At 65.0% G+C, this 19,622-nt stretch carries 18 protein-coding genes; 4 read left to right on the top strand and 14 right to left on the bottom strand.

The genetic code is table 11. From position 1 onward, the window contains the following. Positions 1-18 precede the first annotated feature (18 nt). The 3 genes from ASG57_RS28610 to ASG57_RS28600 all read right to left on the bottom strand — a co-directional run bounded on the left by ASG57_RS28610 (position 19) and on the right by ASG57_RS28600 (position 3,102). Positions 19-1,530: a tripartite tricarboxylate transporter permease gene (locus tag ASG57_RS28610; protein ID WP_024339782.1), complete on the bottom strand. Its 1,512-nt coding sequence runs from the start codon at positions 1,528-1,530 to the stop codon at positions 19-21. Positions 1,531-1,533: 3 nt separating this feature from the next. Then, positions 1,534-2,025, bottom strand: coding sequence for a tripartite tricarboxylate transporter TctB family protein (locus ASG57_RS28605; protein WP_024339783.1), 492 nt, complete (start codon positions 2,023-2,025; stop codon positions 1,534-1,536). An 84-nt stretch (positions 2,026-2,109) separates the two neighbouring features. Next, entirely contained in the window at positions 2,110-3,102 is a 993-nt protein-coding gene (locus ASG57_RS28600) for a tripartite tricarboxylate transporter substrate binding protein (protein ID WP_024339784.1), read from the bottom strand. Positions 3,103-3,318: 216 nt separating this feature from the next. Between ASG57_RS28600 and ASG57_RS28595 the strand changes: the two genes are divergently transcribed. Next, positions 3,319-3,798, top strand: coding sequence for an SRPBCC family protein (locus ASG57_RS28595; protein ID WP_024339785.1), 480 nt, complete (start codon positions 3,319-3,321; stop codon positions 3,796-3,798). 7 nt (positions 3,799-3,805) lie between these two features. On the opposite strand, the gene ASG57_RS28590 is transcribed toward ASG57_RS28595, so the two are convergent. The 9 genes from ASG57_RS28590 to ASG57_RS28550 form a co-directional block, all read right to left on the bottom strand. After that, a complete protein-coding gene (locus tag ASG57_RS28590; protein ID WP_057198540.1) occupies positions 3,806-4,573 on the bottom strand; it encodes an RsiV family protein in 768 nt (255 codons plus the stop codon). Between the two features lie 59 nt (positions 4,574-4,632). Beyond that, positions 4,633-6,789, bottom strand: a complete 2,157-nt coding sequence (scpA, locus tag ASG57_RS28585) for a methylmalonyl-CoA mutase (protein WP_024339787.1) — start codon at positions 6,787-6,789, stop codon at positions 4,633-4,635. A 24-nt stretch (positions 6,790-6,813) separates the two neighbouring features. Continuing rightward, positions 6,814-7,278, bottom strand: a complete 465-nt coding sequence (locus tag ASG57_RS28580; protein WP_024339788.1) for a GFA family protein — start codon at positions 7,276-7,278, stop codon at positions 6,814-6,816. Next, a complete protein-coding gene (locus ASG57_RS28575; RefSeq protein WP_024339789.1) occupies positions 7,275-9,146 on the bottom strand; it encodes a methylmalonyl-CoA mutase family protein in 1,872 nt (623 codons plus the stop codon). Before ASG57_RS28575 ends, ASG57_RS28580 begins: the two co-directional genes overlap by 4 nt. A gap of 81 nt (positions 9,147-9,227) precedes the next feature. After that, positions 9,228-9,719: a 2-amino-4-hydroxy-6-hydroxymethyldihydropteridine diphosphokinase gene (gene folK / locus ASG57_RS28570; protein ID WP_024339790.1), complete on the bottom strand. Its 492-nt coding sequence runs from the start codon at positions 9,717-9,719 to the stop codon at positions 9,228-9,230. Between the two features lie 2 nt (positions 9,720-9,721). Beyond that, positions 9,722-10,090: a dihydroneopterin aldolase gene (gene folB / locus ASG57_RS28565; protein ID WP_024339791.1), complete on the bottom strand. Its 369-nt coding sequence runs from the start codon at positions 10,088-10,090 to the stop codon at positions 9,722-9,724. After that, entirely contained in the window at positions 10,087-10,947 is an 861-nt protein-coding gene (folP, locus tag ASG57_RS28560) for a dihydropteroate synthase (RefSeq protein ID WP_024339792.1), read from the bottom strand. Before folP ends, folB begins: the two co-directional genes overlap by 4 nt. A gap of 270 nt (positions 10,948-11,217) precedes the next feature. Then, positions 11,218-11,625 carry a DUF4332 domain-containing protein gene (locus ASG57_RS28555; RefSeq protein WP_024339793.1) on the bottom strand — a complete coding sequence of 136 codons (408 nt, stop codon included), beginning with the start codon at positions 11,623-11,625 and terminating at the stop codon, positions 11,218-11,220. 24 nt (positions 11,626-11,649) lie between these two features. Further along, on the bottom strand, positions 11,650-12,015 hold the full coding sequence (locus ASG57_RS28550; protein WP_024339794.1) for a hypothetical protein: 366 nt from the start codon (positions 12,013-12,015) through the stop codon (positions 11,650-11,652). Between the two features lie 345 nt (positions 12,016-12,360). Here ASG57_RS28550 and ASG57_RS28545 point away from each other — a divergent pair, with 345 nt between their 5' ends. Both ASG57_RS28545 and ASG57_RS28540 read left to right on the top strand, forming a co-directional pair. Continuing rightward, the gene (locus ASG57_RS28545) at positions 12,361-13,983 is read left to right on the top strand and encodes a helicase HerA-like domain-containing protein (RefSeq protein WP_024339795.1); all 1,623 of its coding nucleotides are present in this window, start codon (positions 12,361-12,363) and stop codon (positions 13,981-13,983) included. A gap of 178 nt (positions 13,984-14,161) precedes the next feature. Continuing rightward, positions 14,162-15,556 carry a M20/M25/M40 family metallo-hydrolase gene (locus ASG57_RS28540; RefSeq protein WP_024339796.1) on the top strand — a complete coding sequence of 465 codons (1,395 nt, stop codon included), beginning with the start codon at positions 14,162-14,164 and terminating at the stop codon, positions 15,554-15,556. Between the two features lie 203 nt (positions 15,557-15,759). Here ASG57_RS28540 and ASG57_RS28535 read toward each other — a convergent pair whose 3' ends face one another. Continuing rightward, positions 15,760-16,539, bottom strand: coding sequence for a class II aldolase/adducin family protein (locus ASG57_RS28535; protein ID WP_024339797.1), 780 nt, complete (start codon positions 16,537-16,539; stop codon positions 15,760-15,762). A 158-nt stretch (positions 16,540-16,697) separates the two neighbouring features. Then, a complete protein-coding gene (locus tag ASG57_RS28530) occupies positions 16,698-18,347 on the bottom strand; it encodes an ArnT family glycosyltransferase (protein ID WP_024339798.1) in 1,650 nt (549 codons plus the stop codon). 316 nt (positions 18,348-18,663) lie between these two features. On the opposite strand from ASG57_RS28530, the gene ASG57_RS28525 reads away from it, so the two are divergent. After that, the gene (locus ASG57_RS28525; RefSeq protein ID WP_024339799.1) at positions 18,664-19,509 is read left to right on the top strand and encodes a hypothetical protein; all 846 of its coding nucleotides are present in this window, start codon (positions 18,664-18,666) and stop codon (positions 19,507-19,509) included. Positions 19,510-19,622: the final 113 nt, after the last annotated feature.

The following is a 19,622-nucleotide window of genomic DNA, read 5'->3' as shown; positions in this document are numbered from 1 at the left end:
AGGGCTGCTGGCCTGGAATCACCGGGATGTTGCCGCCGCGGCCTGTGGCCGCTTCACCTTGCGCCATACCCACACCATCACCGGCCAGAGCAGCGCGCCGATCGCCATGGCGGCGAGGATCGCGGCGACCGGGCGCTCGAAGAACGGCAGGATGCTGCCATCGGACTTGATCAGCGAGGTCACGAAAGACTGCTCGACCATCGTTCCCATGACGATGCCGAGCACCATGGCCGCGACGGGATAGCCGTTCGTCTCCATGACGTAGCCGATCACGCCGAAGGCGGCGACGGTGACGACGCCGAACATGTTGTTGCCGATCGCGAACGAGCCGACCGCGCAGCACAGCATGATGACCGGCATGATGGCCGCGCGCGGCGCCAGCAGGATGTAGGCTGCGACGCGGATCATGGCGATGCCGAGCGGGATCATCATGATGTTGGCGATGATGAACATCAGATAGATCGCGTACATGCTCGACGCTTTCTCGGTGAACAGCGTCGGGCCCGGATTGAGACCCTTCATGTAGAGCACGCCGATCGCGATCGCCGCGATGGTGTCCCCGGGGATGCCGAACAGCAGCGAAGGCACCCAGCCCGAGGCGATGCTGGCGTTGTTGCTGGCGCCGGCCTCGACCAGGCCCTCGACATGGCCGGTGCCGAACTTCTCCGGCTCCTTTGAGAACCGCTTCGACATCGCGTAGGAGACCCAGGCGGCCATGTCGGCGCCGGCGCCCGGCAGCACGCCGATGATGATGCCGACGATGTTCCCGCGCGTCATCTGCCAGTGATACAGCTTCGTGAGCCTCCATTGGCCGGCCAGGATGCTTCCGAATTTTCGTCGCGGCAGCGGTGGCGGCTCGGGCGCCAGCATTGCGCGCATCACCTGCGCGACTGCAAACACCCCGACCAGCGCCGGGATCGGCTCGATGCCGCCGAACAGATCGGTCAGGCCGAAGGTGAAGCGCGGAATGCCGCCGGGATTCTCGATGCCGATGCAGGCCACGAGCAAGCCGATGAACATGCCGGCAATCGCCTTCACCGGCGAGGAGCGCGCCACCAGGGTGGCGCACATCAGGCCGAGCAGCGCCAGCCAGAAATATTCGAAGGTCGAGAACGACAGCGCGATCTCGGCGAGCGGCGGCGCCAGGATCATCAGCGACAGCACGCCGGCGATGCCGCCGACCGCGGAGAACCAGACACCGGCGCCTAGCGCGAGCTCGGCCTGGCCCTTGCGCGTCATGGCATAGGCCTCGTCTGCATAGGCGGCAGAAGCGGGCGTGCCGGGGATGCGGAGCAGCGCGCCGGGAATGTCGCCGGAGAAGATCGCCATCGACGAGGCTGCCACGATGGTTGCGATCGCCGCAATCGGGGACAGGTAGAAGGTGACGGGGACGAGCAGGGCGGTCGCCATCGTCGCCGACAGGCCCGGCAGCGAGCCGATCACCAGCCCGTACACCGAGGCCGCGAATATGGAGATGATGACCTCCCAGGTGGAGATCAGCGCGAACGCATCAATCAGGGTCTTCAACATCAATCACCAGGGCGTCGGCAGCAGGCCGGCCGGCAGCGGCACGCGCAGCAGCTTGCCGAAGATGAGGTGGATGGCGAAGGGCGAGAGCGCCGCGAGCGGCAGCGCCAGCTTCCATTTCGCCCCGAGCGCGGTCGACGTGATGTAGACAATGATTGCCGCGGTGATGATGAAACCGAGCCGGTCCGCGGCAAAGACGTAGAACAGCAGCAACGCTGGCGGCAACAACGCGCGCAGGCCGTAGAGCTTGCCTTGCGGCGGCGGTGCGGCCGCCTGGCCGTCCTCGAACGGGACCAACTCTTCCTCCTCTTCGAAGGAATGGCCAATGCCGAACGCGATCGCGAGCCCACACAGTGCAAGACCGCAGCCGATCACCAGTGGAAATACGTTCGGGCCGACCGGCTGGCCCGGCACCGGCGGCAAGATGTAGCCGCCATAGGCGGCGGCCACGCCGAGCACGACGAGAAACGATCCCGTGACGGAGTCGGGAAGACGCATGAGAAAAGTCCTGTCAGAATTCTGGCAAGCGCACTCGCTCTTCCCGCCGGCGGGGAGGGGCGATCAGAGCGTCGCGATGCCAGATCACGCCTTGCTCAGGCCCGCCGCCTTCATCGCCTCGCCCATCTGGGCATCGCCCTTGTCCATGAAGCCGGCGAAATGAGCGGCATCGCCCCATACGGTGCCAAAGCCGCGATTGCTCATGAAGTCTTTGTACTCGGCGGAATCGTAGACCTTCTTCAGCGCCGCTGTGAGCTTGGTTGCAATCTCCGGCGGCAGGTTCTTTGGCCCGGCAATGCCGCGCCAGGCGCCCGTCGCGTAGTCGATGCCCATCGCCTCCTTCAGTGTCGGCACGTCCTTGAAGATCGGGTTGCGGGCCGGTGCCATGATGGCGAGGCTCCTGGCTTTGCCGGCCTCGATGATGGCGCGCGCCTCGGGCACCGAACATGTGGTGAGGTCGAGGCCGCCGGCGGCGAGGTCCTGCATCGCGGGTGCCGCGCCGTTCGAGGGCACCCAAGCCACTTGATTGGCGGGCAGACCCATCGCCTGCATCCAGCCGACCAGGGCCAGATGCCAGATGCCGCCCTGGCCGGTGCCCGACGCCTTGAACTTGCCGGGAGGCGCCGCCTTGATGGCGTCGGCAAGTTCCTTGACCGTCTTGTACGGCGAGGAGGAGGAGACCTGGATGCCCGGCGGGTCCTCGTTCATGAGGGCCAGCGGGGTGTAGCTCTTGGGCGTCAAGTCCGTGAGGCCCTGCCAGTGCATCATCGAGATTTCGACGGTGAGCATGCCGATGGTGTAGCCGTCGGGCTGGGCGGTCGCGATCGCGCTATGGCCGACCACGCCGGAACCGCCGGTGCGGTTGACCACATTGAAGGGCTGACCGAGATCCTTTTCGAGCAGCGCTGCGACAATGCGCGCGGTGGCGTCGGTGCCTCCGCCGGCGCCCCAGGGCACGATCACCGTGACCGGCCGGGCCGGATAGGCCTGTGCGAGCGCAGGCTTGAAGCCGAAAGCGGCGGATGCCGCGACGGCGGCCGAGGAAGCCGCAAAGGTGCGGCGCGAAATCTTGGACATTTGAATGCCTCCCAGCGGCGCCCGTGATGCCGGGCGCTCTTGTCGATGGCGTCATTCTAGTCGGCTTTGCAGAGCCGCCGCAAGATAGCGCTACCAACGAGATCGCGTGCTGCATGTGAAAGTTGGGCATCCAACCCGGCCTTCGGAAACCGGGTGGGTTTTGCCCGCGCAAGAAACCAAACTCGGTGCGTAACCGAAACCAAAGGCAAGCCACCGATGACCCAAGCCTATTTCAGCGCCGTGCTGGACCACCCGCTGGACCAAGTCTGGTCGCTGATCCGCGACTTCAACAATTATCCCGCCTATATCGACGGCGTGAGCGAGAGCGTCATCGAGGACGACAAGCGCGGCGACGAAGTGGGTGCGATCAGGCGCTTCTGTTATCTCGGAAGCTGGATTCGCCAGCGCCTTGTCGATCACTCGGACCGGCAGCATAGCTTGACCTATGCCGGTCTCGAAGCGCTGCCATATCCGGAAAACGACGGCGGCCGGAGTCCGGCGCCGGTGCGTTACCAAGGCACCATGCGCCTGCGCCCGATCATTGCCGGCGATCGCACCTTGATCGAATGGTCGGTCGCCCTCGATACCGAACCCGCGGATGCCGATCGCTGGCAGGCGTTGTTTGCCTCCTGGATTCCCGATTGGACGGACTCGCTGGCGCGGAGACTGGCTCGGACGCGCCCGCGATCCAGCTAGCCATCGTTCATCGCCCGTCCGCGTCACCCTTCGGGCGCCTGCCGCCGAAGATGCGGGTGCCTTCCGCGGTGAGATAAGGCTTCAGCGTCTCCCACGGCACGAACGCGACATATTCGCCTTCGGCGTAGGATCCGACAGCATAGGGTGGGTAGTGGAAGGTCAGGCCGGAGCTTTTGCCAGCTTCGGTCGAAGGCGCCAGCGTCACCGCGCCGATCTTGAGCAGGCTCGGCGCGACCTCCTTGAACCACTCGTCAGTCGCGGTCTCGCTGGTGCCCCGCTTTTCCTTTTCGGCCTTGAGCGAGGCAATTACGGCCTTCACCATCGCCTTCATGGTGGCTCCGTTGTCCGCTGTCTCGGCAAAGAACGGGCGGATGGAGATGCGCTTGTTGTCGGCCTTGTCCCACAGAATGGTGTTCACGTCGGAATTGGGATGCGCGCCGCGCGTGTTCATGTGGTCGTTGCGGAGGACGCTGATGTAGCGGTCGGCAACGACGGAGCGGATTTCATATTTGCGCTCGAAGTCCCAGCCACCGTCCTTGAAGAACTGCGGATCCTCCTTGCGCGAGGCTGCTGCCTCGGCCGCACTCTTGTCGAGCCATTTCCTGCCTTCGGCGAGGCAATTCGCTGCGAGCGCCGCATCCGCCTTGATCCTGTCGTCGAGGAAAACCCGCGCCTCGATGCTCCTGGTCTTGACGACGTCGGCGGGTTTGGGATCGGCGGCGTGGGCGGAGCCGGAGAGCGCGCAGCAAACGGCGGCTGCAGCGACGGCGCGCATGAACGTTGGCGCGGGAAACATGACGCAAATCCTTCTTGCCGGACGCTCGAGGGCGACGGCTACTCCGCCGCCTCGCTATGGCCGAGCCGGGCATTCAGCTTGCGGATCAACTCCTCCGCCGCGTCAGCGATGACGGTCCCTGGTGGGAAGATGGCCTCGGCTCCTGCGGCATAAAGCGCGTCGTAATCCTGCGGCGGCACCACGCCGCCGACGATGATCATGATGTCGTCGCGGCCCTGCTTCTTCAGCGCGGCCTTCAATTCCGGCACGGCGGTGAGATGGGCGGCGGCGAGGGAGGAGACGCCGAGAATGTGGACATCGTTCTCGACCGCCTGCCGCGCGGCTTCATCGGCGGTGGCAAACAGCGGCCCGATGTCGACGTCGAAGCCGATATCGGCGAAAGCCGACGCAATCACCTTCTGTCCGCGGTCGTGGCCGTCCTGGCCGATCTTGGCGACCAGGATGCGCGGGCGACGACCCTCGGCCTCCTCGAAGGCATCGATCAGCGCCTGAACCTTCTCGACCTGGTTGCCCATGCTGGACGCCTCCCGCTTGTAGACGCCTGTGATGGATTTGATTTCGGCGCGGTGGCGGCCGAACACTTTCTCCAATGCGTCAGAGATTTCGCCGACGGTCGCCTTCGCGCGTGCTGCGTCGATCGCAAGCGCGAGCAGGTTGCCGTTGCCTTCGCCGGCCGAGCGCGTCAGCGCGGCGAGCGCGGCGTCGACGTCCTTCTGGTTGCGCTCGGACTTGAGCCGCTTGAGCTTGTCGATCTGAAGCCGGCGGACATTGGTGTTGTCGACCTTCAGGATCTCGATCGGGACCTCGTCGGTCGGCTTGTATTTGTTGACGCCGATCACCGCCTGCCTGCCGGCGTCGATGCGCGCCTGGGTCTTTGCCGAGGCCTCCTCGATGCGCAGCTTCGGCACGCCGGCCTCGATGGCCTTCGCCATGCCGCCGAGTTCCTCGACCTCCTGGATGTGGCCCCAGGCCTTGGCGGCGAGGTCGCGCGTCAGCCGCTCGACATAATAGGAGCCGCCCCAGGGATCGATGACGCGGGTGGTGCCGCTCTCCTGCTGCAGGAAGAGCTGGGTGTTGCGGGCGATGCGCGCGGAGAAGTCGGTCGGCAGCGCCAGTGCCTCGTCGAGTGCGTTGGTGTGCAGCGACTGGGTGTGGCCCTGCGTCGCCGCCATGGCCTCAACTGTCGTGCGCATGACGTTGTTGAAGACGTCCTGCGCGGTCAGCGACCAGCCCGAGGTCTGCGAATGCGTGCGCAGCGAGAGCGAGCGCGGGTCCTTCGGATTAAACGGCTTGAGCAGCTTCGCCCAGAGCAGGCGCGCGGCGCGCAGCTTGGCGACCTCCATGAAGAAGTTCATGCCGATCGCCCAGAAGAACGACAGCCGCGGCGCGAAGCGATCCACGTCCAAGCCGGCGGCAAGGCCGGCTCGCAAATATTCGACGCCGTCGGCGAGCGTGTAGGCAAGCTCCAGGTCCTGCGTCGCGCCGGCCTCCTGCATATGATAGCCGGAGATCGAGATCGAATTGTACTTCGGCATCTTCTGCGAGGTGTAGGCGAAGATGTCCGAGATGATCCGCATCGAGGGCGCAGGCGGATAGATGTAGGTGTTTCGCACCATGAACTCTTTCAGAATGTCGTTCTGAATGGTGCCTGAGAGCTTTTCCGGCGGCACGCCCTGTTCCTCGGCGGCGGCGACGTAGAGCGCGAGGATCGGCAGCACCGCGCCGTTCATGGTCATGGACACGCTCATCTGGTCGAGCGGGATCCCAGCGAACAGCGTGCGCATGTCGTAGATGGAATCGATGGCGACGCCGGCCATGCCGACGTCACCGCCGACACGCGGATGGTCGCTGTCATAGCCGCGATGGGTGGCGAGATCGAAGGCGACCGAAAGGCCTTTCTGGCCCGCCGCGAGATTGCGGCGGTAGAACGCGTTGGAATCCTCGGCCGTGGAGAAGCCGGCATATTGCCTGATCGTCCAGGGCTGGTTGACATACATGGTCGGGTAGGGGCCGCGCAGATAGGGCGCGATGCCGGGATACGTTTCGAGAAAATCGAGTCCGGCGAGATCGGCCTCGCCATAGGCAGGCTTCACCAGAATGCCCTCCGGCGTCAGCCAGGGCTCGGCGTTTCCGATGGGGACGGCCGTGGCAGCTCGCTCGAAAGCGACATCGGCGAAATTGGGAATGCGGCTCATGGCTTCAACCATATCATAGGGCGCTCAATCATGGTCCGGATGCTGATGGCTGACGATGGTCGCCATCTTCTCCGGTCCGTAATTCTGCTGTGTGGTCTGGCTCGGCAGATTGGCGATGCCGACCACCCAGCCGAGGCGGGATTCGGTGCCGAACTGCCGCGTCGGCACCACGCGGTCAGGCCGGTCGAAGGCGCCGGTCATGATCTCGATGCGGTCGCCGTCGATGCGGCCGAAGCTCAGTGGCGTGCCGCAGGCAGGGCAGAAGCCGCGTTCGGCGATCGTGGAGGAGCGGAAGAACGAGGGCTGTCCTCTGGTCCAGGCAAAATCGTTCTTGTTGATGTCGGCAAAGGAGGCGAATGGCGCACCGGCCGCCTTCTGGCACATCCGGCAGTGACAGATTGAAATCCTGGTCGGCGCCGTCATGACTGCAAAGCGCACGGCGCCGCATTGGCAGCCGCCGGTGAGAACGGGTTTGCTGGTTTCGGTCATGCCTGCTCCATCCGTTGGTAGGCGTCCTGCAGCGTGGCAAGCGCATCGCCTCCGGCGAAGACATAACCCGTGACGCCGGCGGCCCGCAGCGCCGCCTCGGCATCTGTCGGGCGGCCCGCCAGGTAGATATGTCTGCTGCCTGCGGTTTGCAGGGCGCAGGCGGCAGGTTCCGCCTGATCGGCGTAGACCTTGTCGCTGGAACAGAGGCAGGCAAGCTGCGCGCCCGAGGCCTTGAAAGCGGCTGCCAGTTTGGCCGGATCGGCAAAACCCTCGCTGTCCACCGCCTGAATGCCGCCGGCTTCGAAGAGGCTCTTGGCGAAGGTCGCGCGCGCCGTGAAGTCGGCCGGCGTGCCGAGATTGGCCAGGAACACCTTTGGCCGCGCGCCCCGCGCCTTCAACGCCGCGTCGGATTTGTCGCGCAGCGCCTCGAACGGTTCCGCGAGCCGGATCGGCGGCAGCGCATCGAACTTGTACTTCTGCTCGCCGTAGGGGGCGAGCGTGACCGGTGTCGCTTCCAGGATGGTGGCTTCACTCTCTTGCAGATTTGGAAACTCGCTGGCGCCGGTCAGCACGTCGCGGCGTTTTGCGATGTTGGCGTCCCGGGCCTTTCGCGCGGCCGCCACCTTGCTCTGGAACACGCCCTGCTGAAGCGCCGCGAAGGCGCCGCCGGCCGTCTCGCTCTCCTGGAACAGTGTCCAGGCGGCGTCGCACAGCTGCGCCGTCAGCGTCTCGATGCCGCCTGCGCCTGCCGCCGGGTCACTGACCTTGGCAAGGTTGCTTTCTTCCAGCAGCAGAAGTTGCGTATTGCGCGCCACGCGCCGCGCGAACGGATCAGGCAGGCCGAGCGCCAGAGTGTGCGGCAGCACGGTGATCGCATTGGCGCCGGCGAGCCCGGCGGCGAATGTCGCGATGGTCGCGCGCAGCATGTTCACGTAAGGGTCGCGCTGCGTCAGCATGCGCCAGGCCGTATCGGCGGCAATGAACAGCGGCTTGGGCGTGAGCCCGCAGGCTTGCTCGATGCGCGCCCACAGCAGCCGAAGCGCGCGGAGTTTAGCCATCGTGAGGAATTGGTCGGCATCGGCGGCGAGCCGCGCATAAACCATGCCCTGCGCCTGCTCGAGCGGAATGCCGGCGCCTTCGATCGCACGCAGATAAGCAACCCCGCAGGCGAGCACGAAGGCGAGTTCCTGCACCTCGGAGCCCCCGGCATCATGGATCACGCGCCCGTCGGCGGACGCGAACGGTCCGTCAAAGCCGAGCGCGGCAAGGCCCTTGATCGCATCGGTGACGGCGGGGGCGATCTCATCCCACGTGTAGGGGCTGTGGCCCCACACCGCCGCGGCCGCGAACGGGTCGAAGCCGAAGCGGATGTTGCAGGCCGCGGGATCGAGCCCCTTGCTCTTCACATATTCCGCGACATGGATCGCGGCCATCCGCGATTGCGGTCCGATCTCGAGCTCGAGGCCAATGCCGGCATCGAGATGAACGTCCTTCAGAACCTTTGCGATCGCCTCGGCCGAGGGTTCCAGGCCGAAACCGCGCGCAGCATTGGCGCCGGCGAACACCAGCGCGAGCCCGGTCGCGCCGTTCTCCAGATCCTGCAACGCTTGCGCATTCGCGAGCGCCGCATCGGGATGGTCGATCCGCTGGATGATTTGCCAGGCAGCGGCGGCCGGTCGCCCCACGACGGGAGCGACGCCCTTGGCGCGCGGATAGAGCGGATCGATCTTGATGCCGTCATAGGTCTTGCCGACCAGCTTCTCGAATGGCGCGCCCTTCAGCACGCCGTCAACGAGCTTGCGCCAGTCCTCAACGGTGGCCTTGGGAAAATCCGCCGCCAGCGGCAGGTCGTCAGTCACGGAGGTCATGCGGCGAGGGGCTCCCAAACGTCTCGTTGTTCGCGGGCGAAATTGCCACGGCAGGCCGTCCCTGCAAACGGTTGTTTTTGGTTAACCGGTATCCGGAAGCTGCTCAATGCCTTGCGCCGAGACGCTGGCGAGGCCGTCACGCACACGAATGCCCGAGATGACGCGGTCCGCCGCGATTTCGGCCAGCGGCACGAGCACGAAGGCGCGCTCGAACAGGCGCGGATGCGGCAGCGTCAGGTCGGGCTTCTGCAAGCTGACATCGTCATAGGCGATCATGTCGAGATCGAGCGTACGCGGCCCCCAGCGCCGCTCCTTGTCCCGCGTGCGGCCGAACTTCTGCTCGACTTTCTGAAGCACGAACAGTAGCGCGTGTGGATCGAGACCGGTCTCGATCTCGATGCAGGCATTGATGAAGGACTCCTGCTCGGCGTCGCCCCAGGGCGGGGTGGCATAGTCCGAGGAGCGCGCGATCAGAGCGACTTGCGCCATGCCGCAGATGTGGGCGATCGCCTTCTGGAACGTCGCGCGGACATCGCCGACATTACCGCCCAGCGCGATCAGCACGCTTGCCATGGTCAGGGATGCCGCGCGCGTGTCAGCATGACGCCGACATCGTCGAAAATCGCGGCGATCGGCGCATGCGGCTTGTGCACCGTGATCTTCACGGCGCGGATGCGCGGGAAATTTGACAGGATGGCATCGGCCACCGCGCCCGCCGCGCGCTCCAGGAGCTTGTAATTGGTGTTCTTGAACGCCGCAGTGGTCGTCGCCACGACGTCGGCGTAGGACACCGTGTCCGCGAGCCGGTCGCTGCGCGACGGCTCCGACAGGTCGGTATGGAGTTCGAGATCGATGACGAAACGCTGCCCGACTTCCGTCTCATGATCCATCACGCCATGGCGGGCATGGATCGACAGGCCTTTGACGAAGATCGTATCGGTCATGGCTTGCTCTCGATGGCATGCGCCACCCGCAGCGCCTGCAGGGTTTCGCCGACGTCATGGGTCCGGATGATCTTGGCGCCGCGCTGCGCGGCGATCAGATGTGCCGCGATCGAACCGGCGAGCCGCTCCGGCGGTTCCGACGGCGACACCGAGGCGATGAAGCGCTTGCGCGAGGCGCCGACCAGGATGGGCAGGCCGAAAGTGTCGAGTTCGCGCAAGCGCGCCAGCGCGGTCATGCTCTGCTCGGCGGTCTTGCCGAAGCCGATGCCGGGATCGAGCACGATCTTGTCACGCGCGATGCCGGCCTGTGCGGCGATAGCGAGCGAGCGATCGAAGAATGTCTTCATGTCCGCGACGATGTCGATGGCGGGATCGACGCTGTCGCGGTTGTGCATGACGATGACGGGGACGCCCCTTGCGGCGATCAGCGGCGCCATCTCGGCGTCGCGTTGCAGGCCCCAGACGTCGTTGGCGATGGCCGCGCCCTGGTCGAGCGCAAACGCCACCACCTCGGCCTTCATGCTGTCGATCGAGACGGGCACACCGAGTGCCGCCACGCCGGATAGCACCGGCTTCAATCGCGCCAGTTCGTCTTCTGCGGTGACCGGCCGGGCGCCCTTGTACGGTCGGGTGGACTCCGCGCCGACATCGATGATGTCGGCGCCGGCATCGATCATGGCCCGGGCCCGTGCGAGAGCCTGCTCGGGCGCGATGAACTTGCCGCCGTCGGAGAAGGAGTCGGGGGTGATGTTGAGCACGCCCATCACCGCAGGAAGCGGTCGTTCGAGCAGCGTCCGCAGCACATCTAACCCTGCCGAGCCGGCCGGCGGGACGGAAGGAGAGGGCGAGGCATTCATGCGGCCCGCTTTGCGCGGTCGGGCAGGGGGAGTCAAGACGGGAGTGGAGGCCGTTCGGCCGTGGCCGGACGTTCCCGCGGGATGCGGAGAAGGAACGCACGGCCGTTGGACAAGATGGGATCGGAACAACCCCGCTAACGCATGATGGGCTGAGGCTTGCTCGCAGGGACGGAGGTGCACTCCCTCTCCCGGCGCTTTGCACCGACCTCTCCCGCAGGCGGGAGAGCTGAACCACCCGCGGCGATCGATTCAACGTAAAGCCATTCCGCGCTAGTACGTGATCTTCGGCGGCAGCTTCTTGGCCTTCGCGATGATGTCGCCGACCGACTTCTCGGAGGGGAGGACACGGACGAGCTTCTTTTTCTCGTTGGCCTCGCGCATGCTCTGCGCCAACCTCGCTGGATTTCGATAGGCGAGTTCGCGCACGGTGGTGACGCCTGCGGCGCGGACCAGGCCGACCTTGGCCTTGCCCATGCCGGGGATGCGCATGTAGTCGGAGACGTTGGCCCATTCCAGCAATTGCTGCTCGCTGATGCCGGTCTTGGCGGAAAGCGCCTTGCGGCCCTTCACGGTGGAGGCCGCCTCGAGCAGCGCATCGGTGGTGCGGATTCCTTGCGCCTTCAGCTTGGTGGCGGCAAAGGCCGGCAGGCCCTCAATCTCTGAGATCGGATATGTCATGATACTCGATGTGAAAAGCGTCGCTCAGGCGAACTGGCTGAGGCCCGGCGTCCCCGCGATGATCTTGCCCATCTGATCCGCTCCGATTTTGTCTCGGCCGTAGCGGAAAAGTTCACGGGCGACTTTCTGAATGTCGGACATGCCAAGGCCCAGGCCCATCAGGCGCGTGCCGACCGCCATCAAGCCGCCGCCCATCAGCCGCGACAGGCCGCCGCCGCTCCTGGACGCCTCGATCGCAGCTTCCGCTCCGGGGATCTGGTCGATCAGGGCCTGCACGCTGTCGGAAGGGCCCTCGCTGCGGAGGAAGCCCAGGATAATGCCGACGGTCTTTTCGGCCACAGCACCATCTATGCTGGCGTTTGTCGCCAGCCGTCCGATCAGTTCGTCCATAAGGCCCGCCCCTCACCGGTTTACATGCCGGAGTTTTACTTCGAAGATGATCTTGAGCCGGTGCAATGTGAAATTCAAGCGATGAACGCACGCACCGCGCGATTCATCTTCGAACGCGCGAAAAGTGTTGCAGCCGTGCAAGAGGCGAGATCGAATCGGCGAAAAATTGCCGCGTTGCGAACGCGTTGGTCCTACTTTCGGCTGATGTCGTCCGCTCGTGTCCGGCGATCTCGCATCCTTGGGCCGCGTTGGACGGTTTAAATTGGTGCCCGATATGCGCTAAACTGCGGAACTGGAGCATCCGAGTTTCAATAGGCGAGCTCGGCAGAGAGATCAGAGAGAATAATGACCGCACAGGACAGCAAGCTCGGCGATACCGACGACAAGATCTTCGTCGGCAAGGGAGACGAGCAGGCTTGGCTGACGCTGGCGCTCGCCAATCGCCACGGCCTCGTCACGGGTGCAACCGGAACCGGCAAGACCGTGTCGCTGCAAGTGATGGCGGAAGGATTTGCGCGCGCCGGTGTTCCGGTCTTCGCTGCGGATATCAAGGGCGACCTCTCCGGCATCTGTCAGATCGGCGAAGCAAAGGACTTCATCCTCAAGCGCGCCACCGAAATGGGACTGAGGTTTCAGCCGGATCAATTCTCGACCGTGTTCTGGGACGTGTTCGGAGAGCAGGGCCACCCCGTGCGCGCGACCGTCACGGAAATGGGGCCGCTCCTGCTCGCGCGCATGCTCGACCTCAATGATGTGCAGGAAGGCGTTCTCAACGTCGCCTTCCGCGTCGCCGACGACAACGGCCTCACCTTGATCGACATGAAGGATCTGCGTGCGCTGCTCGATGCCATCGTGCCGGGCAGCGGAAAGAAGGGTGCGGACGCTGAGGAGGATCCGCTCGAACCGATCCGCAAGGCCGCTCAGGGGTTCGGCAACGTCACCAAGGCGACCGTCGGTACCATCCAGCGCCAGCTCCTCGTGCTGGAGAACCAGGGTGGCACCAAGTTCTTCGGCGAGCCGGCGTTGATGCTGAAGGACTTCATGAGGACCGACCGCGACGGCCGCGGCATGGTCAACATCCTGGTCGCAGACAAGCTGCTCCAGAACCCCAGGCTTTACGCGACATTCCTGCTCTGGATGTTGTCGGAGCTCTTCGAGGAGCTGCCCGAAGCCGGCGATCTGGCCAAGCCGAAGCTGGTGTTCTTCTTCGACGAGGCGCACCTGTTGTTCAACGATGCGCCCAAGGCGCTCTTGGACAAGATCGAGCAGGTGGTCCGCCTGATCCGCTCCAAGGGCGTCGGAGTCTACTTCGTGACGCAAAACCCGATCGATGTGCCCGACCGCGTGCTCGGACAATTGGGCAACCGGGTGCAGCACGCGTTGCGCGCCTTCACCCCGCGCGACCAGAAGGCCGTCGCCGCTGCGGCGCAGACCTTCCGGCCCAATCCGAAGCTCGACACTGCCAAGGTGATCACGGAGCTTGGCAAGGGCGAGGCGCTGGTGTCCTTCCTCGAGGGCAACGGCACGCCGTCGATGGTCGAGCGGGTGATGATCCGGCCGCCGTCGGCCCGCATCGGAACGATCACGCCGGACGAGCGTCAGGCGATCATGGCTGCAAGTCCGGTGAAGGGCAGATATGACAGCGCCGTCGATTCCGAGTCCGCCTACGAGATGCTCCAGCAGCGCATCGCCGCCACGGCGGCCACGGCGAATGGTCCGGCAGGCGGGGGCGGCGGTATCCTGGGTCAGATCGGCTCGATCGTCGGCACCATCTTCGGCACCAACGTCAAGCGCGGCCGTCTTTCGACCGGCCAGGTCATTGCGCGGGACGTGACGCGATCGGTCACCAACCAGGTGATCGGCGGGATGGCTGCCAACATCGGCAAGTCGGTCGGCGGCCAGCTCGGCGGCTCGATCGGCCGCACGCTGGTCCGCGGTGCGCTTGGCGGATTGCTGCGGCGAAGCTGAGAGGCCGCTAGAGCCGGCGCTCGACCCGTGGCAGCCGGCTGCTTTCGGCGCACTCACAGGCCGCGTCAGGGGTCCTCCGGCGTTCGCTGGTCTGCTGCGTCGTGTCGTGACTGGTCCTGGCGCGGCGCCGGCGTTAAAAGCGCAGACATATCGAGACCCCGCAATCAGGAACACGCCAATGTCCAACACGCAGCTCCAATCCGTGCTCGACCACATCGACAAGGATTTCGACAACAGTCTGGAGCGCCTGTTCGCCTTGTTGCGGATCAAGTCGATCTCGGCCGACCCGGCCTTCGCGGACGATTGCAAGGCTGCGGCCGAGCATCTCGCCAAGGACATTGCCAGCCTCGGTGTAGCCGCCGAGGTACGGCCGACCGCGGGCCATCCCGCCGTAGTCGGCAAGACCGGAGCGGGCGGGCGGCCGCACGTGCTGTTTTACGGCCATTACGACGTTCAGCCGGTTGATCCGCTCGATCTGTGGCACCGTCCGCCGTTCGAGCCCGCCGTCGCGGATCATGCCGATGGCCGCAAGATCATCGTCGCGCGCGGCGCTGAGGACGACAAGGGGCAGGTGATGACGTTCGTCGAGGCTTGCCGCGCCTGGAAGAAGGTCACGGGCTCGCTGCCGATCGACGTCACTTTCCTGATCGAGGGCGAGGAGGAGGTCGGCTCGAAGAACTTCGTGCCTTTCATCGAAGCCAACAAGGACGAATTCAAAGCAGACTACGTGCTGGTCTGCGACACCGGCATGTGGGATCCCAGCACGCCGGCGATCACGACTTCGCTGCGTGGCCTGCTTTACGAGGAGCTGAAGATTACCGCTGCCAATCGCGACTTGCATTCCGGCGTGTTCGGCGGCACCGCGATGAACCCGATCCGGGTGCTTACGAAGATTCTCGGCGGCCTGTTCGACGATGACAACCGTATCACCATTCCAGGCTTCTATGATGGAGTGAAGGACACGCCCGCTGACATCCTGGCACAGTGGAAGAAGCTCGAATTCACGCCCGACACGTTCCTCAAGCCCGTCGGCTTGTCGCTTCCCGCCGGCGAGAAGGGCCGGCTCCTGATCGAGCAGGCGTCCACGCGTCCGACCTGCGACGTCAACGGGATTTGGGGCGGCTATATCGGCGAGGGCTCCAAGACGGTGATCCCCTCGCATGCCTCGGCGAAGGTCTCGTTCCGCCTCGTGCAGGGCCAGGACCCGCAGAAGATCCGCAAGGCCTTCCGCGATTATGTGACTTCGCGGATTCCCGGCGACTGCAAGGTCGAGTTCGGCGACCATTCCGCCGCGCCCGCTGTCGCCCTCGACTGGAGCATGAAGCCGCTCGCCGCCGCCAGCAAGGCACTGACGGAGGAATGGGGCAAGGAGACGGTGCTGATGGGCTCAGGTGCGTCGATCCCGATCGTCGCCGACTTCAAGCGCACGTTGGGCCTCGACTCGCTGCTGGTGGGTTTTGGTCTCGACGATGACAATATCCATTCACCGAACGAGAAATACGACCTGCGGAGCTTCCAGAAGGGCATCCGCTCCTGGGCCCGCATTCTCGCGGCGCTCGCGGAGGTGAAGTAAGAGGTCGGCATCAGCGGCGTCATTGCCGGGCTTGACCCGGCAATCCATCAGGCCAGATCATTCTGCAATGGATGCGCGGGTCAAGCCCGCGCACGACGAGCGGATTGGCTGCCAGATAAAAACGCCGCCCGGGATTGGGCGGCGTTTCATTCCAAAAGGCGTAGAGGTTCGTTGGAGCTATTCTACACCAGGTCACGGATATCTCAAGACCTGTAGCCGGGGTTGACGCGGTCGAGCTTGCGCAGCAAGGGCGGCCATACCAGGTTGGTCGCGCGCAGCTCGGCGCGGTCGCGGTTCGACAGCAATTCGGTGTTCTTGTCGATCGCGGTGCCATCGACCGGGTAGACCGGCGTGCCCAGCGCGCGGGTGCGCACCTGCATCGAGCAGGCGCGCTCGAGATGATACATGCGTTCGAAAGCGGAGGCGACCGAGCGGCCGACCGTGAGGGTGCCGTGGTTGCGCAGGAGCATGTGGTTGTGGTCGCCGAGATCCTTCTGGAGCCGCGGCCGCTCGTCGTGATCGAGCGCGATGCCTTCATAGTCGTGATAGGCGAGGTCGTGGGTGACCAGTTGCGCGGTCTGGTTCAGCGGCAACAGGCCCTCCGCGCTGCTCGACACCGCGGTGCCGTCGAGGGTGTGGAGATGCAGCACGCAGATGGCGTCCTCACGCACCTCGTGAATCGCCGAATGGATGGTGAAGCCGGCCGGGTTGATGCTGTATTCGCTCTCGGAGAGCTGGTTGCCGTGCAGGTCGACCTTGACGAGGCTGGAAGCAGTGATCTCCTCGAACATCAGCCCGTAGGGATTGATCAGGAAGTGATGCTCGGGGCCGGGCACGCGCGCGGAGATGTGGGTGTCGACCAGATCGTCCCAGCCGTACAGCGCGACGAGGCGATAGCAGGCGGCGAGGTTGACCCGTTGCTGCCACTCCGCCTCCGTCATGTTGGACGGCACTTCCCTCAGACGGGCTTCTGCTGGCGACATGGCTGGTCTCTCCGAACTTCGTTGTTGCGGAGCGAAGCGTAGTCTTGGTCGAAGTTTGCGGCAAGGCGCGGGGAGCTTGGCTGTCGCGCGCAGCCCGCATGCTTGTCCGCCGTAGCTCGAAGAGTGAAGGCGGAAGCGATACGGCCCGGAGAAAACTGCTACGGCGCCGGGATCGACAGGAGGCTGGAAATGCTGCGGCCGCGGATGTCATAGACGCGGGCGAACACCACGTCGTCGCGCTTGATCTCGACCATGACGGGCGCCGTGAGGCCCTTGCAGTAGAACTCGCCGAGCGTCATGGCGAAATCGGCCGCGTTGGAGTCCCAGCCGATGGTGAAGTCGGGGCCGAGCGCGACCTGGGCCGGGCGCTGCGGACCGCAGACCGCGACTTTCCATTTGCGACTGCTGGGCGGCACTTCCTGGCGCTCGACGAGCTGTTCGCGCAGTTCGTCGGAGGCCTGCTTCAGCGCGAGGCCCCAATAGTCCAGCATGAAACGGTTGTCCGCGCCGCGGACGGTGCCTGCGATGTGATTGAAGTGGGTGTACTGATAAGGGTGCAGCCGGATCATCTCGGCGAGCGGGAGCGCCAGGCCGAAGCAGAAGGTCGCGAGTACGACCGGCTGCCATGTGCGGTGATTGGCGCGCAGGCGCTCCATCGTCCAGGCGAAGGCGACACCCCCGAGCACAGCCATCGGCGGGATCACGAAGACGAAATGGCGAATGCCGTTGTAGAGCGCCGGCCGCTTCACCATGGCGATCACGAGCGGCAGGGTCGCGGCGAGCGTCAGCATCAGGAGGATGGTCTTGCGCCGCGCGGGGACCTTGCGGTGCAGGAGCATGGCGAAGGTGCCGACTACGGCGCCCGCCATCAGCACCAGCATCACCTCGGGCAACTGGAGTGCGAACAGCGTGGGCAGATAGGACCAGGGCATGTCGGGCACGGACACGATCGCGCCGTCGAACATCTCCTTCCAGGGTTTCTCGAAAAAGTGCGAGAAGTAGGTCAGCGCCTCGAAAGGATTGGCGGGCTCCATGATCGACCACGGCCAGATCAGCCCCATTACGAGGTAGCCGAGCACGAGGCCGGGCAGCAGCACGTAGATGACATGGGCGAAGCGGCGGACAGACTCGCGAAAGCCCTCGTTGCGCAATTCCTCAAGGAACAGCGGTATGAAGCCAATGATGGCGTAGACAAGCGCGAGCCCGCCGAGAACGCGGCAACCGAGCGACAGGCCTGCGCCCAAGCCGACGATCAGGATCGTGCGCGGCGATGGCTGCGGATACTCCTCGGCGAGGCGGACGAGCCCCAGCATCAGGATGATCATGGACACCGCGAAGGGCGCATCCTTCGGGTTCATGAACATGTGGCCATAGAAGATCGGGCAGAGCGCGAGCAGCAGGAGAGAGGCCAGACCGGCAAGGGGACCCCCGATCCGGCGGCCGAGCCGCCACGTCACGGCAAGCCCGATCACGCCGACGATGGCGCCGACCAGGCGTCGCGTCTCGAACAACTCGAGTGGGATGACCTTGTGGAGCAGGGCCGCGACCATGTCGAAGCCGCCGCCATACATGTAGAGATTGGCGAAGGAGAGCGCCGCGGTATCCTTGAAGCCGGAACCGAACATGCGCAGCAGCAAGTCCGCATATTCAGCGTGGGTGTAATCGTCCCAGCCGAGCCCGTAGTCTCGGAAGGTCAGGCCTGCAATGACGGCAACCGCAGCCAGCACCAGCATGGCGAGATCGTCGCAAGTCCGTTCGACCGAGCGCCGCAGGGGCGTCTCGATCGCCGAGGTCGTGATCGATGTCATGGCTATCGGTGCCCCGGAATCCCCTCTAGGCCCAACTGGTGCGCGCGGGCCTGCTCCCCGGATTCCCTATAGCGCAGTTCCATTACCAAGTAATTGGCCATTATGGCTAAATTCCTGATGCGATGCAGCAATTCCGCCTGCCTGAGAGCAGCCATAGCAGTAGTGAGCCGGAGCTGAAGGGAATGTGAATAAGTCCCTGATTTCCTTCCCCTTGGGAACACGGCCCTCAATTCGCCGTTGGCGTGGAACATCGTATGACGGTATCGTGGCGTAGCGGTTGTCGCGTGTGGATGCGCGGCCCCCGGGGGTGAGTTCGATGAACTTGGCATTGTTGATCGTGGGGATTTGCGCCGTCCTGGCGGGTCTCCTTGCGATCATTTCCGGCCTGACCATCAGGGAATTCAGCCTCGGCGGGACCCTCATAATCGCCGGCACCATTGGCGTCTGCTCCGGAATGTTACTGGTCGGCATGCATCTGGTGCTGCTCGAGCTGAAGGGTATCGCGCGCCGGCTGGCTGGTGCGATCGCGCCGTCCGAGGTTCGGGTCAGGCCCGTGCTGCCCGGCCTGGCCCTGCCTGACGGCCTCGCGCCCGAGCCGGTCGCTGCTGCGAGGGGCGAGCCTGCGCCGCCGCCGGCAAGCCCGCCACCCTGGCAGAGCGAAGCTGCTGCGCGCGAGCGGCCGCGCGCCGAGGGACCGCAGGAGCCGGAAGCCGCTACGCCGCCCGCCGCGCCTGAAGCGCCGCGTCGGCGCAACCTGCTGTTCGCCTCGACCTCACGCAAGGAGCGTGAGCGCGCAGAGACGAAAGGCACTGAAAGTGCGCTGCCGCCCGAGGAGTCGAGCGGAGCCGCTGACAGTCCGCCCGCGAGCTTTGATGTTGCCTGGCCGAAGCCGGACCGCACACGCCCGCCGGAGCCGCCAGGCGGCTCGCGCCGCCCGCCGCCGCGCTCGCCTTCGACCTTTGCGGAAGCCGCCCCGACTCCTGCGCCCGAACCGCCGCCGCCTGTCGAGCCCGCACCCGTGACGGTCCTCAAATCCGGCGTCGTCGACGGCATGGCCTATTCACTTTATTCCGACGGCTCGATCGAGGCGCAGATGCCGGAAGGGATGATGCGATTTGCCTCGATCGACGAACTCCGCGCCCATCTCGATCAGCGCGGTTGAGGTCGCCCGGCTCAAGTAGAGCAACGCCGTTCCCAGTAATCACGGCATCGTCGTCAGTTGTCCTGTTTCAGCCCAATGTATTCTTGACACGGAATACTTTGGCATCGTCAATC

Origin of the sequence: Bradyrhizobium sp. Leaf396 (assembly GCF_001424605.1) — a bacterium.
GTDB classification, from domain to species: domain Bacteria; phylum Pseudomonadota; class Alphaproteobacteria; order Rhizobiales; family Xanthobacteraceae; genus Bradyrhizobium; species Bradyrhizobium japonicum_C.
This window is presented reverse-complemented; position numbering and strand designations above follow the sequence as displayed.